The sequence below is a fragment of the Streptococcus infantis genome (genome assembly GCF_015546995.1).
Classification (GTDB): domain Bacteria; phylum Bacillota; class Bacilli; order Lactobacillales; family Streptococcaceae; genus Streptococcus; species Streptococcus infantis_J.
The window spans coordinates 98,812-112,107 of record NZ_JADMUH010000003.1 but is presented as its reverse complement, the minus strand read 5'-3'; the positions used below and the strand labels follow the sequence as shown (position 1 = coordinate 112,107).

At 36.0% G+C, this 13,296-nt stretch carries 10 protein-coding genes and 1 tRNA gene; 7 read left to right on the top strand and 4 right to left on the bottom strand.

Translation table 11 applies throughout. The features are described from left to right. Positions 1–81 precede the first annotated feature (81 nt). A tRNA-Asn gene (locus tag I1J71_RS02185) sits at positions 82–155 on the top strand. A gap of 39 nt (positions 156–194) precedes the next feature. Here the strand turns inward: I1J71_RS02185 and I1J71_RS02180 are convergent. Then, positions 195–737, bottom strand: a complete 543-nt coding sequence (locus I1J71_RS02180) for a TetR/AcrR family transcriptional regulator (protein WP_195183554.1) — start codon at positions 735–737, stop codon at positions 195–197. Positions 738–865: 128 nt separating this feature from the next. Here I1J71_RS02180 and I1J71_RS02175 point away from each other — a divergent pair, with 128 nt between their 5' ends. Continuing rightward, positions 866–3,520, top strand: a complete 2,655-nt coding sequence (locus tag I1J71_RS02175; RefSeq protein ID WP_195183553.1) for a YhgE/Pip domain-containing protein — start codon at positions 866–868, stop codon at positions 3,518–3,520. 194 nt (positions 3,521–3,714) lie between these two features. Here the strand turns inward: I1J71_RS02175 and I1J71_RS02170 are convergent, their stop codons facing one another. Beyond that, complete coding sequence (locus I1J71_RS02170; protein WP_195183552.1) at positions 3,715–5,337, bottom strand: ATP-binding cassette domain-containing protein; 1,623 nt, start codon at positions 5,335–5,337, stop codon at positions 3,715–3,717. Positions 5,338–5,544: 207 nt separating this feature from the next. Between I1J71_RS02170 and trpS the strand changes: the two genes are divergently transcribed. Together trpS and guaB are read left to right on the top strand one after the other, a co-directional pair. Further along, positions 5,545–6,570: a tryptophan--tRNA ligase gene (trpS, locus tag I1J71_RS02165; RefSeq protein WP_195183551.1), complete on the top strand. Its 1,026-nt coding sequence runs from the start codon at positions 5,545–5,547 to the stop codon at positions 6,568–6,570. Between the two features lie 163 nt (positions 6,571–6,733). Beyond that, positions 6,734–8,212 (top strand): IMP dehydrogenase, encoded by a 1,479-nt coding sequence (guaB, locus tag I1J71_RS02160; protein WP_006154819.1) that lies wholly within the window; start codon positions 6,734–6,736, stop codon positions 8,210–8,212. A gap of 55 nt (positions 8,213–8,267) precedes the next feature. Here guaB and recF read toward each other — a convergent pair whose 3' ends face one another. Then, positions 8,268–9,359: a DNA replication/repair protein RecF gene (gene recF / locus I1J71_RS02155; RefSeq protein ID WP_195183550.1), complete on the bottom strand. Its 1,092-nt coding sequence runs from the start codon at positions 9,357–9,359 to the stop codon at positions 8,268–8,270. Positions 9,360–9,361: 2 nt separating this feature from the next. After that, the gene (gene yaaA, locus I1J71_RS02150; RefSeq protein WP_195183549.1) at positions 9,362–9,730 is read right to left on the bottom strand and encodes a S4 domain-containing protein YaaA; all 369 of its coding nucleotides are present in this window, start codon (positions 9,728–9,730) and stop codon (positions 9,362–9,364) included. 159 nt (positions 9,731–9,889) lie between these two features. Here yaaA and yfmF point away from each other — a divergent pair, with 159 nt between their 5' ends. Genes yfmF through rodZ form a run of 3 tightly spaced genes read left to right on the top strand, consistent with a single transcriptional unit; the run spans position 9,890 to position 13,287 of the window. Continuing rightward, a complete protein-coding gene (gene yfmF / locus I1J71_RS02145; RefSeq protein ID WP_195183548.1) occupies positions 9,890–11,140 on the top strand; it encodes an EF-P 5-aminopentanol modification-associated protein YfmF in 1,251 nt (416 codons plus the stop codon). Next, positions 11,137–12,417 carry an EF-P 5-aminopentanol modification-associated protein YfmH gene (gene yfmH, locus I1J71_RS02140; RefSeq protein ID WP_195183547.1) on the top strand — a complete coding sequence of 427 codons (1,281 nt, stop codon included), beginning with the start codon at positions 11,137–11,139 and terminating at the stop codon, positions 12,415–12,417. The genes yfmF and yfmH overlap by 4 nt, the downstream gene beginning before the upstream one ends. Positions 12,418–12,459: 42 nt before the next feature. Then, positions 12,460–13,287 (top strand): cytoskeleton protein RodZ, encoded by an 828-nt coding sequence (rodZ, locus tag I1J71_RS02135; protein WP_016466522.1) that lies wholly within the window; start codon positions 12,460–12,462, stop codon positions 13,285–13,287. Positions 13,288–13,296: the final 9 nt, after the last annotated feature.

Here is a 13,296-nt window from a genome sequence, read left to right as displayed (position 1 = left end):
CGAACACAGAAGTTAAGCCCTAGAACGCCGGAAGTAGTTGGGGGTTGCCCCCTGTGAGATATGGAAGTCGCTTAGCTGTTATCCGCCATAGCTCAGTTGGTAGTAGCGCATGACTGTTAATCATGATGTCGTAGGTTCGAGTCCTACTGGCGGAGTCAAATAAAAAAGAACACCAATGGTGTTCTTTTTTGTCTCTAGTTTGAATCTCCTAACATTTTCATAAGAAAGTCTGTTATTTCTTGCGGGCTTTCTTTTTTTCCATGAGCAATCCAAGTTTGGCATACACCAAATAGTGCATTTGTTAGATAGACACTACTATACTCTAACTCAATCTCGTTTAAATTTAATTGCATAAATCGTTTCTGGAGATCAGTACTGAGCAGAATGTGCAGTTTATTTCTCAGGAAATTTTGTATTTCTTTTGTACCATTTTCAGATAGAAGAGCAGCTAGTAGCGGTTCAGATTCTAAGTATTCAAATACTTCTAGGATAGCATCTCTTTTATGATTTGCGTGTTTTTGGAAAATGTACTCAAAAGTATGAAATAGCTTACTTTGGTAGTGTTCAATCATATCATACTTATCTTTATAGTGGGTATAAAAGCTAGAACGACTAATTCCGGCTTTTTCTGCTAGTTTAACAGTGCTAATTTGATCAAATGGCTGTTCAGTTAATAATTGAACCATGGCGTTCTCAATAGTACGTTTGGTTTTTAAGCGTTTGTTGCTCTCTTTCATATTTCCTCCTTATGAACAAAAATAGACAATGTGTCCAAATATAATTATTTTGACTTGTAAATCAGATTTTTTAATGTATAATCTATTATATCAAAATTTTAGACAATATGTGTAAAAAAGGAGACAATATGTTTAAAGAATGGAAAGCAATTTTTAAAAAACCAACCTTTATCATTGTAATGATAGGGATTTCTCTTATTCCTGCTTTATACAACATCATATTTTTATCATCTATGTGGGATCCATATGGGCAATTATCTGAGTTGCCTGTAGCGGTTGTTAATAATGATAAGGAAGCTTCTTACAATGGAACTACAATGACCATTGGAGAAGACATGGTGTCCAATTTAAAGGAAAATAAATCATTAGATTTTCATTTTGTCAATGAAGAAGAAGGTCAGAAAGGTCTAGAAGACGGTGCTTACTATATGGTAGTAACTTTGCCAAGTGACTTATCTGAAAAAGCAGCTTCTGTTCTAACAGACCACCCGGAACAAATGACCATTAACTATCAAACTTCTAGTGGGCATAGCTTCATCGCAAGTAAGATGAGTGACTCTGCCATGACACAGTTAAAACAGACTGTTTCTGCTAATGTAACCGAAACCTATATGAAAGCTTTATTTCAAAAGATGGGTGATTTAAAATCCGGTTTAACCAAAGCTGCAGATGGAAGTGAACAATTAGCCAACGGAGCTGGTCAATTGGCTGTAGGAAGTCAAACATTGTCTTCAAATCTTAATACTTTAGCTAACTCAAGTTTAACTTTTTCTGATGGAAGTGAACAATTTACAAGAGGGTTGACAACATATGTCACTGGAGTAAAGCAACTAAATAGTGGCTTAGGAACATTTAATGATGGTTTACAGAACTATACAAGTGCGGTTTCACAGGTTGACACAGGACTTAATCAATTATCTTCCAAGACTCCAGAATTAGTTGCAGGTGTCAACCAGTTAAATACAGGGATGAAGTCATATGCAGGAGGAGTTTCGCAACTGAATACAGGTCTCAATCAATTTTCAGTTGGTGTCAATGCTTACACAAGCGGTGTTGGCAAGCTATCTATTGGGGCAAATCAATTATCTAGTCAATCAGATACATTGAGAGATGGTATTACCCAATTAAATAAAGGGATTAAAGAAATTTCTACTCAATTGAATACTTCATCTCAACAAAAAGAGGAAATCACTCAATTAGCAACTAGTTTAGATGAATTGAATAAAGCACTTCAAACTGTAACTATTTCAGATAATACTGAACTTAAAAATACAATATCTAATGACTTAACAACTATAACTACTCTTGCTCAAACTATTGTGACTAATAGTCAAACAGAGCAAGAAAAAATTCTTACTAATCTTCAAGCAACAGCAACTTATCAATCTCTTACTGATACTCAGAAACAAGAACTGACTGCAGCTGTTTCAAATAATTCTAATTCTACGATAGAGTCAGCAAAAGCAATTTTAACGACGGTAGGAGATTTAAAAGAAAATTTGGGAAGTATAAACCAACCAGTCTCTAATCTTTCTACTTTACAGACTAAAGCAAATCAACTTTTACCTATAGCGTCTAGTTCCTTGACATCTATGTCAAGTGGATTTACACAGTTGCAAAATGCTGTAGATAATCAGTTAGTTCCTGGAAGTCAATCAATTGAAAATGGAGTTAATGCGTATACTAAAGGATTGGATACTATTTCTTTAGGTGTAAATCAACTAAGTGAAAAAAATACAACTTTAACAACAAGTTTGGATCAATTGGTTTCTGGATCAAGTAAGTTGACAGAAAACTCTTCAAAATTGACAACTGGTTTGGATACTCTAGCTGGTAAAACACCAGAATTAGTAACAGGTATTGAAAAACTATCATCTGGTTCTAGCCAATTAAATAGTAAGAGTTCAGACTTAATTGCAGGACTTGATAAAATACAGCTTGGTTCAAGTCAATTAACAGATAAATCAAGTCAATTGCTTTCAGCTAACTCTCAGTTAGGAAATGGAGCAGCAAAAATTGCAGATGGTGCTGGAAAATTAGCTGAAGGTGGAGCAACTTTAACTGCTGGTATTGAAAGTTTACAAGTAGGAACTACTGATCTAGGACAAGGCTTAAGAAGTGCTAGCAATCAACTAAAATCAGCATCAACAGAGTCTAATAATGCAGAAATATTATCTGAGCCTTTGAGTCTTTCAAAAAAAGATAATGATCAAGTTCCTGTAAATGGGATTGCTATGGCTCCTTATATGATATCAGTCGCTCTCTTTGTCGCTGCATTATCAACAAATATGATTTTTGCTAAATTACCTTCAGGTCGTCATCCTGAAACTCGCTGGGCTTGGTTCAAATCTCGCTTTGAGATAAATGGAGTTATAGCTGTTTTAGCCGCTGTCTTAGTCTATGGAGGAGTTCATCTTATTGGATTAACAGCAAATCATGAAATGAGGACTTTACTCTTAATCATCATCGCAAGTCTGACCTTTATGTCTATGGTAACCGCATTAACGACATGGAATAGTCGCTTAGGTGCTTTCTTCTCTCTTATTTTATTATTATTACAATTAGCATCAAGTGCAGGAACTTATCCACTTGCTCTGACAAATAGTTTCTTTAAGGCTGTCAATCCTTGGTTGCCAATGAGTTATTCAGTTTCAGGTTTGAGACAAACAATTTCAATGACAGGGAATATTCATCATCAGGTAATTTTCCTTCTTGTAACTTTAATTCTATTCATAGGATTAGGTATGCTTGCTTATCAACCTAAAAAACTGGAAGAAGATTAAAAAAAAATCGACCAATTTGGTCGATTTTTTGTGAGTATGAATCATGTTAAGAATTTATCAATCTAATAATAGAATGTTTCACGTGAAACAATGAATATGTTGAATAGAATCAGATTGACAGAACTATCAACTAAAAATTCATAAGAAATAAAAAAACTCAGTTGGGCTCCCAACTGAGTTTTTTAAAGTTATACTTAATCTTTCCAAAGTTCTTTTACTTTTGCTTGTACTTCAGCATTTTCTAAGAATTCATCATAGGTTTCATCAATACGATCGATGACGCCGTTTTTAGATAAGACAATAATGTGGTTAGCCAAAGTTTGGATGAATTCATGGTCGTGACTGGCGAAGATGATAGATTCTTTGAAATTTTTCAATCCATCGTTCAAACTTGAAATAGATTCCAAATCTAAGTGATTAGTAGGATCGTCAAGTACAAGAACGTTTGATTTCAAAAGCATGAGTTTCGAAAGCATCACGCGCACTTTTTCTCCCCCTGACAAGACGTTTACAGGCTTGTTAACCTCGTCTCCAGAAAAGAGCATGCGACCAAGGAAACCACGTAGGAAGGTATTGTCATCTTCTTCTTTACTTGCAAATTGACGCAGCCAGTCAAGGATTGATTCACTGCCAGCAAAATAAGCTGAATTATCTTTTGGTAAGTAAGAGCGACTAGTTGTAACTCCCCATTTGACAGTTCCCTCATATTCAATTTCACCCATGATTGCACGAATCAAGGCAGTTGTTTGGATGTCATTTTGTCCAATAAGAGCTGTCTTGTCACCTGGACGCAAGATGAAGCTGATGTTGTCAAGAATAGTTTCACCATCAATCTTTACAGATAAGTTTTCTACTGTCAAGAGGTCGTTCCCAATTTCTCGTTCAGCTTTAAAGCTGATGAATGGGTATTTACGACTAGAAGGGACAATTTCCTCAAGTTCAATCTTGTCAAGCATTTTTTTACGTGAAGTTGCTTGTCTTGATTTTGAAGCATTGGCAGAGAAACGAGCAACGAATTCTTGCAATTGTTTAATTTTTTCTTCTGCTTTAGCATTACGGTCTGCTAGCAATTTAGCAGCAAGTTCAGAAGACTCTTTCCAGAAGTCGTAGTTTCCGACATAGAGTTTGATTTTTCCAAAGTCAAGGTCGGCCATGTGAGTACATACTTTATTCAAGAAGTGACGGTCGTGGGATACGACAATGACAGTATTATCAAAGTCGATTAGGAAATCCTCTAGCCAAGTGATGGATTGAATATCCAGACCATTGGTTGGCTCGTCCAAAAGAAGGACATCTGGTTTACCGAAGAGGGCTTTAGCAAGGAGAACCTTTACTTTGTCGCCATTTGCTAGTTCACTCATATTTTGGTAATGAAGTTCTTCTGGAATATTCAAATTTTGTAAGAGTTGTGAAGCTTCACTCTCAGCTTCCCAACCACCTAGTTCAGCGAATTCTCCTTCAAGTTCAGCTGCGCGAACACCATCTTCTTCTGAAAAATCTTCTTTCATATAAATGGCGTCTTTTTCTTTCATGATGTTGTATAGTTTTTCATTACCCATGATAACAACATCAATAGCACGCTCATCTTCGTAGTCAAAGTGATTTTGACGAAGTACTGAAAGACGTTCGTCTGGTCCAAGAGAGATATGCCCAGTTGTCGGTTCAATATCCCCAGCTAAGATTTTTAAAAAGGTTGATTTTCCAGCACCGTTGGCACCAATCAAACCATAGGTATTTCCTTCTGTAAATTTGATGTTTACATCATCAAAAAGTTTACGATCACTAAAACGTAGTGAAACATCAGATACTGTTAGCAAAGTTTTTCTCCTATTATATGTAATACTCTAATTCTACTAGAAAATCACTAAATATTCAAATTTTTATTTGTCAATTCTTTGTAAAGAAAGTTTACAAATGATTTACAGTTGAAAGGGGTAACAAGTCTATTGTTTGAATAAAAAAATTATCTGTCTTTTTATTAAAAAAATGCTATAATTGAAAGGACCATATCAAAGGAGAATCAAATGAATAAACCCATTATTTTAACAGGAGATCGTCCAACGGGGAAATTACATATTGGGCACTACGTTGGAAGCTTAAAAAATCGTGTCTTACTACAGGAAGAAAATAAATATGACATGTTTGTCTTTTTAGCTGATCAACAAGCCTTAACTGACCATGCAAAAGATCCTCAAACAATAGTAGAGTCTATTGGGAATGTCGCTTTGGACTATCTTGCAGTGGGGTTAGATCCTAATAAATCAACGATTTTCATCCAAAGTCAAATACCAGAATTGGCAGAACTTTCCATGTATTACATGAATTTGGTTTCTTTGGCCCGTTTGGAACGAAACCCAACCGTCAAAACAGAAATTGCTCAGAAAGGATTTGGGGAAAGTATTCCAACTGGATTTTTGGTTTATCCAGTTGCGCAAGCCGCTGACATTACAGCATTTAAAGCTAACTTGGTTCCAGTAGGGAATGACCAAAAGCCGATGATTGAACAAACACGTGAAATTGTTCGTTCTTTTAACCATGCCTACAATTGTGATGTTTTAGTGGAGCCAGAAGGAATTTATCCTGAGCATGAAGGTGCAGGACGTTTGCCAGGTTTAGATGGTAATGCCAAAATGTCGAAATCACTTAATAATGGTATTTACCTAGCTGACGATGCGGATACTTTACGCAAAAAAGTGATGAGTATGTATACTGATCCAGATCATATTCGTGTTGAAGATCCAGGTAAGATTGAAGGTAATATGGTTTTCCATTACTTAGATGTTTTTGGTCGCCCAGAGGATGCACAAGAAATTGCTGAAATGAAAGAGCATTACCAACGTGGAGGTCTTGGTGATGTTAAGACCAAGCGTTATCTCCTTGAAATCCTAGAACGTGAACTTGGTCCATTTCGTGAACGTCGTATTGAATTTGCTAAAGATATGGGTGAAGTCTATAACATGCTTCAAAAAGGCAGTGAAAAAGCTCGAGAAGTTGCTGGTCAAACACTCTCTGAGGTCAAAACAGCAATGGGTCTAAATTACTTTCATTAATAGATAAAAGGTGAGCTATAAAACTATCTCTTTCTTAAAATTAGAGGGATAGTTTTTTTATTTGTTCTCTTATAAATTTAATTGACAAATTTTCATAGAATGGTATGATAGATACAATACAAAAATCGTTAAGCTCAATAAAGAAAGAAATGAGGAAACTTCAATGTCTAATTGGGACACTAAATTTTTAAAAAAAGGTTTTACCTTTGATGATGTATTACTTATTCCAGCAGAGAGTCATGTGTTGCCTAATGATGCGGATTTAACAACAAAATTAGCAGATAATTTGACTTTAAATATCCCAATTATTACAGCTGCAATGGATACTGTAACAGAAAGCCAAATGGCAATTGCAATCGCGCGTGCAGGTGGGCTTGGAGTTATCCATAAAAACATGTCTATTGAGCAACAAGCTGACGAAGTTCGCAAGGTAAAACGTTCTGAGAATGGTGTTATTATCGATCCATTCTTCTTGACTCCAGAACATACAATCGCTGAAGCAGATGAGCTAATGGGTCGCTATCGTATCAGTGGTGTGCCTGTAGTTGAAACTCTTGAAAACCGCAAGTTAATTGGTATTTTGACTAACCGAGACCTTCGTTTTATTTCCGACTATAACCAACCAATTTCAAAACACATGACTAGTGAAAACCTAGTTACTGCTCCGGTTGGTACAGATTTAAAAACTGCTGAGAGTATTCTTCAAGAACACCGTATTGAAAAACTACCTCTAGTTGACGAAGAGGGTCGTCTTTCTGGTTTAATCACCATTAAAGATATTGAAAAAGTGATTGAGTTCCCAAATGCGGCAAAAGATGAATTCGGTCGTCTTCTAGTTGCTGGTGCGGTAGGAGTTACTTCTGACACATTTGAACGTGCAGAAGCCCTCTTTGAAGCAGGAGCTGATGCTATTGTTATCGATACTGCCCATGGTCACTCAGCGGGTGTACTTCGTAAAATCGCTGAAATTCGTGCTCATTTCCCAGACCGTACACTGATTGCTGGGAACATCGCTACTGCTGAAGGTGCGCGTGCTCTTTATGATGCAGGTGTTGACGTTGTTAAAGTCGGTATTGGGCCAGGTTCAATCTGTACAACTCGTGTTATTGCTGGTGTAGGAGTTCCCCAGGTAACAGCAATTTACGATGCAGCAGCAGTTGCGCGTGAATATGGTAAAACAATTATCGCTGATGGTGGAATCAAATATTCTGGAGATATTGTAAAAGCTCTTGCTGCTGGAGGAAACGCAGTGATGCTCGGATCAATGTTTGCAGGAACAGATGAAGCTCCAGGTGAAACTGAAATCTTCCAAGGGCGGAAGTTCAAGACATATCGCGGTATGGGTTCAATCGCTGCTATGAAGAAGGGTTCAAGCGACCGTTACTTCCAAGGTTCTGTCAATGAAGCAAACAAACTGGTTCCAGAAGGAATCGAAGGTCGTGTTGCTTATAAAGGTGCAGCGGCTGACATCGTCTTCCAAATGATTGGTGGTATTCGTTCTGGTATGGGTTACTGTGGTGCTGCGAATCTTAAAGAATTGCATGATAATGCTCAGTTTATCGAAATGTCTGGTGCAGGTCTAAAAGAAAGTCATCCGCATGATGTGCAAATTACTAACGAAGCACCAAATTACTCAATGTAATTAAAAAAAGCTCCTGTTTAACAGGAGCTTTTTTGTTTTAACATGCATGTAAAGTTTAGTTTACAGATAGTTGACCATCATTTACTGTAAAGACGCTTAGGTTATCAGGCAAGTTTTGAAGGTGGTCTAAACTTGTAGTTGTTATAAAGGTTTGAATGTTATGAGAGATAGTCTCTAATAATTTAAGTTGACGATTATTGTCAAGTTCACTCATAACATCGTCAAGTAAAAGAATGGGAGATTCCTTGGTAATGCTTTCCATCAACTCGATTTCAGCTAGTTTGACAGACAGAACTAGGCTACGATGCTGTCCTTGACTGCCAAAACTTGCTTCTATACCGTTGATTAAGAAAACCATATCATCTCGATGAGGACCAACTCCTGTGTTCTTTTTAAATAAATCTCTAGGTTTACTCTTTTGAAGTGCTATATAAAAAGAATCAGCTAAATGTTCTTTGTCAACAAAGTTTACAGAAGGTTGATAGCGTATTGACAGTTCTTCTAATTGGTCTGAAATGTCAAAATGTTTCTTTTGACCAAAGAAATCCATTTTCTGGATAAAATCAGCCCTGTGAATCATTACACGACATCCATATTCTACAAGTTGATCATCAAGAACGGATAAAAATGTTTCATCAATATTTTGTGTAGTTTTTAGATAGGTATTTCTCTGTTTAAGAATATGGTTATAGCTTGACAAGTCTGACAAGTAAATCGGTTTGATCTGTCCCAACTCCATGTCAATGAATTTACGTCGAATGGCTGGCGCACCTTTGACAAGTTGTAAATCTTCTGGAGCAAATAAGACAACATTCATATGTCCAATATAATCAGAAAGACGAGCTTGTTTTAAATGATTCACTTTAGTAATCCGACCTTTTTGTGTTAAGTCGATTTCAAGTGGTATAGTTGCTGTTTTCTTCTGCAACAGACCGGAAACTTGTAGTTGTTCTTCTTCAAACTGAATTAAATTTTTGTCTGTCTTTGTTCGATGACTTCTTGTTAAGGCTAAAAAGTAAATACTTTCAAGAAGATTCGTTTTCCCTTGGGCGTTTCGGCCAACAAATACATTTAATTTTGGATTAAAATCAACTTTGATATTATGATAGTTACGAAACTGTTTAATGGATAAGTTTTTCAACCACATGATTATCTACCTGGAAAACGTGGTGCAGATTTTGTATTTGTTGGTTGAGCTTTTTTTGTAGATTTTTTTTGAACTTTCTTATTCATTTCCTTTACAAGCTTAGCTACACGTTCTTTCTCAAGTTTTTCTAGATGAAACTCCTCTAGTTCTTCTGGGGTTGGTTGAACTAGAACAATCTGGGTTTTTAAATCAGGGATTTCAATAGAATCCCCGATTCTAATTTTCTTGCCTCGACGATTTTCTAATTCTCCATTAAAATAAACAAGGTGGTCAGATAAAAAAGATTTAATAGCACCGCCACTTTGTATGATTCCAAGATCTTTCAAAAGAGATTGGAGAGTAATAAATTCTTCAAATAATTTGTATTCCATAGTTCACCTCAATCTTTGGTATTATACCATAATTTGCTTAAAATAGTGGAGAAGAAACCCGTTGAATGAAAACGATTTTAATTTCAAAAGAGTCAAAGAGAACAAGAAAAATTTTCATTTTCATGGTATAATAGAACTCTATGTAAAAGGAGGTAAAAGATGGAGTTATTCCCTGGAATTGCAGTGCATTTTATCCAATCTAAAAAGTTTAAGACAAATAAAATAACCATGCGTTTCACAGCTCCATTATCTCTGGATTTAATTTCTGGTCGCATGCTAAGTGCCAGTATGCTTGAAACTTCTAATAAAGGCTATCCAACTGCTCAGGTTCTTAGAAAACATCTGGCAGCATTGTATGGAGCAGATTTGTCAACTCATGCTTATAGAAGGGGGCAAAGTCACTTAGTAGACGTGAGTTTGACTTATGTTCGAGATGAATTTTTAAGTAAGAAAAACGTATTAACAGCTCAGATTTTAGAATTATTGTATCAAGTCATATTTAATCCATTGTCAAATGAAGATGAATTTGAGAACAATGCCTTTGAAATTGAAAAAAAACAATTGTTGGCGAGACTAGAATCAGAATTAGAGGATCCTTTCTTCTTTGCCCATAAAGAATTGGATCAGTTGTTTTTCCAAGAAGAATCCATGCAGTTAGTTCCTAGAGATTTAATTGCCAGAATTTCTGAAGAGACTTCTAAATCTTGCTATTTAAGTTTTCAAAAAATGCTGAAAGAAGATAGAATTGATTTATTCTTTTTAGGTGATTTTAATGAAATTGAAGTCTTCGAAAACTTGAAGAAGTTTGACTTGACAGGTCGTAAAGAAACTGTAAACATTCAATATCAGCAAAGTTATTCAAATGTTCTTAGAGAAGGAATTGCTAGGAAAAACCTAGGTCAGTCTATTCTAGAAATGGGTTATCATAGCACAATTGGTTATGGAGATGACCAAAAGATGGCCTTGCTTCTTGTGAATGGTTTGCTTGGAGCTTTCCCGCACTCTAGATTGTTTACCCAAGTTAGGGAAAAGGAAGGGTTGGCCTACACTGTTTCTAGTCACTTAGATCTCTTTAGTGGATTTTTAAGATTGTTTGCTGGGATAAATCGTCAAAATCGAAACAAGGTAAGAAAATTGATGAATGATCAATTGTTAGCTATCAAAAATGGTAGATTTACAGATTCTGAAGTTAATCAAACTAAGAAAATGATTCGTAGGACGATGTTGTTGAGTCAGGATAATCAAGATTCGATTATAGATAGAGAATACTTAAGCCTCTTTTTTGGTAAATCGGTTTTAGACCTGGATACTTTGATAGAGAGACTAGAGCAAGTTGACAAGGATGAAATCTGTAGGGCAGCATCTAGTTTGAAATTGCAGGCTATCTATTTTATGGAAGGAGCAGAATGACTAGAGTTACTTTTCAAGAGAAATATTATCCTGCTGTAAAGGAAACTCTTTATCAAGCGAAATTAGAAAACGGACTGACAGTTTCTTTGCTTCCTAAAAATGATTTTAACGAAGTTTATGGTGTAGTAACTGTCTATGTTGGTTCAGTTGACACTGAGTTTACAGCTAGAGATAGTAAAAAGAAAACATATCCTAAGGGGATTGCTCATTTTTTAGAACATAAACTTTTTGAAAGAGAAAATTCTGAAGATATCATGGCTGCATTTACCAAATTAGGTGCAGATAGTAACGCCTTTACAAGCTTTACAAATACAAGTTATCTTTTTTCAACCTCTGACAATGTCGCTGAGTGTTTGGACTTGCTTGACGAGCTTGTTACTAGCTTTAACATTACTGAAGAATCTGTTGAACGAGAAAAGGATATTATTCAACAAGAACGCGAAATGTATCAGGATGACCCTGATTCTTGCTTGTTCTTTAAAACACTTGCAAATCTATATCCAGAAACTCCACTAGCTTCAGATATTGTTGGGACTGAAGATTCGATAGAAGATATTAGTTTAGAGGATCTACGGGACAATTTTGATGAATTTTACACTCCTGTCAATAGCCAAATTTTCCTCGTTGGAAATTTTGATTTAGAGTGGATACAGAATTATTTCTCGCAAAAGGATGTTGGAGGTTGTATAGTTCAAAATCCAAAAGAACCAATCGCTTTACACCCTGTAAAGAAGGTTGAGAGTATTCGTATGGATGTTGCATCACCTAAATTAGCAATAGGGGTTCGAACGAATTCTGATATGGGTCATCAGGACTGCTATCGATATAGCGTTCTATTAAGAGCGTTATTTACGATGATGTTTGGTTGGACTTCTAAAAGATTTCAGAGTTTGTATGAAACTGGGAAATTAGATTCTTCATTATCTTTAGAAGTTGAAATCAATCGACGTTTTAACTTTTTGATGCTGACAATGGACACAAAGGAACCTGTTGCTATTTCGCATCAATTCCGAAAGGCAATTCAGAGCTTTGTTACTGATGCAGATATTTCGGAAGAACATCTTGATTTAATCAAAAGTGAAATTTATGGAGAATTTATCCATAGTATGAACTCTTTAGAATTTATTGCGACCCAATATCAGTCACATTCTGACGAAACAACCCTGTTTGATTTACCAAAGATTATACAGGAAATGACCTTGGATGATGTTCTTGAGGTAGGACATCATTTTATCGACAATAGTGAAATGGTTGAATTTACAATTTTTCCACTATAGCCATCGAAATATAAAATAAACTAGAAAGAAGGCATGGTAAGTATGAGAAAAAAAACAATTGGTGAAGTGTTACGTTTAGCAAGAATCAATCAAGGTTTGAGTTTAGAGGAATTGCAGCGCAAGACAGACATTCAACTGAATCTGCTTGAGGCTTTAGAATCAGATGATTTCGACCAATTACCAAGCCCTTTTTATACACGTTCTTTTTTGAGGAAGTATGCTTGGGCAGTTGAGTTGGATGAAAACCTTGTTTTAGACGCATATGATTCAGGGAGTATGATTACCTATGAGGAAGTTGATGTTGATGAGATAGAACTATCAGGTCGTAGACGTTCTAATCGTAAGAAACGTTCCTTGCTCCCTCTGTTTTACTTTATTCTCTTCTCCTTATCAATTATAATTTTTGTTTCTTATTATGTTTGGAATTACATTCAAACACAACCGACAGCAACAACTTCAGCCAACTATAATGTTGTGACTACGACAACAAGTGCAACAAGTAGTGAAACAACAACTAGCAATCAAACCACTAGCCCATCAAGTTCGAGCGACACATCAACTGTGACGGTTTCTGGCCAGGGAGATGTTATATCGGTAGAATATAAAACTGATAAAGATACTGCCGAACTTCAACTGTCTGTGACGGATGCAACAAGCTGGATTAGTGTTTCAGATACTGAATTGGCTGGAGGAACTACTCTTGAGCCTAATAATAAGATGGCCAAAACAACAGTTTCTAAAGGCTCTCCAGTAACTATCACATTAGGCGTTGTCAAAGGCGTGAAAATCAAAATCGATAATCATGAAATTGATACTTCGAAATTAACTGGTCAAACTGGCTGGATTACATTGAAATTAAGTTCAAATTAAGGAAGGATA

Coding starts and splice junctions, on each gene's coding strand:
- I1J71_RS02180 (WP_195183554.1), bottom strand. CDS start 737: ATGAAAGAGAGCAACAAACGCTTAAAAACCAAACGTACTATTGAGAAC.
- I1J71_RS02175 (WP_195183553.1), top strand. CDS start 866: ATGTTTAAAGAATGGAAAGCAATTTTTAAAAAACCAACCTTTATCATT.
- trpS (WP_195183551.1), top strand. CDS start 5,545: ATGAATAAACCCATTATTTTAACAGGAGATCGTCCAACGGGGAAATTA.
- guaB (WP_006154819.1), top strand. CDS start 6,734: ATGTCTAATTGGGACACTAAATTTTTAAAAAAAGGTTTTACCTTTGAT.
- recF (WP_195183550.1), bottom strand. CDS start 9,359: ATGTGGTTGAAAAACTTATCCATTAAACAGTTTCGTAACTATCATAAT.
- yaaA (WP_195183549.1), bottom strand. CDS start 9,730: ATGGAATACAAATTATTTGAAGAATTTATTACTCTCCAATCTCTTTTG.
- yfmF (WP_195183548.1), top strand. CDS start 9,890: ATGGAGTTATTCCCTGGAATTGCAGTGCATTTTATCCAATCTAAAAAG.
- yfmH (WP_195183547.1), top strand. CDS start 11,137: ATGACTAGAGTTACTTTTCAAGAGAAATATTATCCTGCTGTAAAGGAA.
- rodZ (WP_016466522.1), top strand. CDS start 12,460: ATGAGAAAAAAAACAATTGGTGAAGTGTTACGTTTAGCAAGAATCAAT.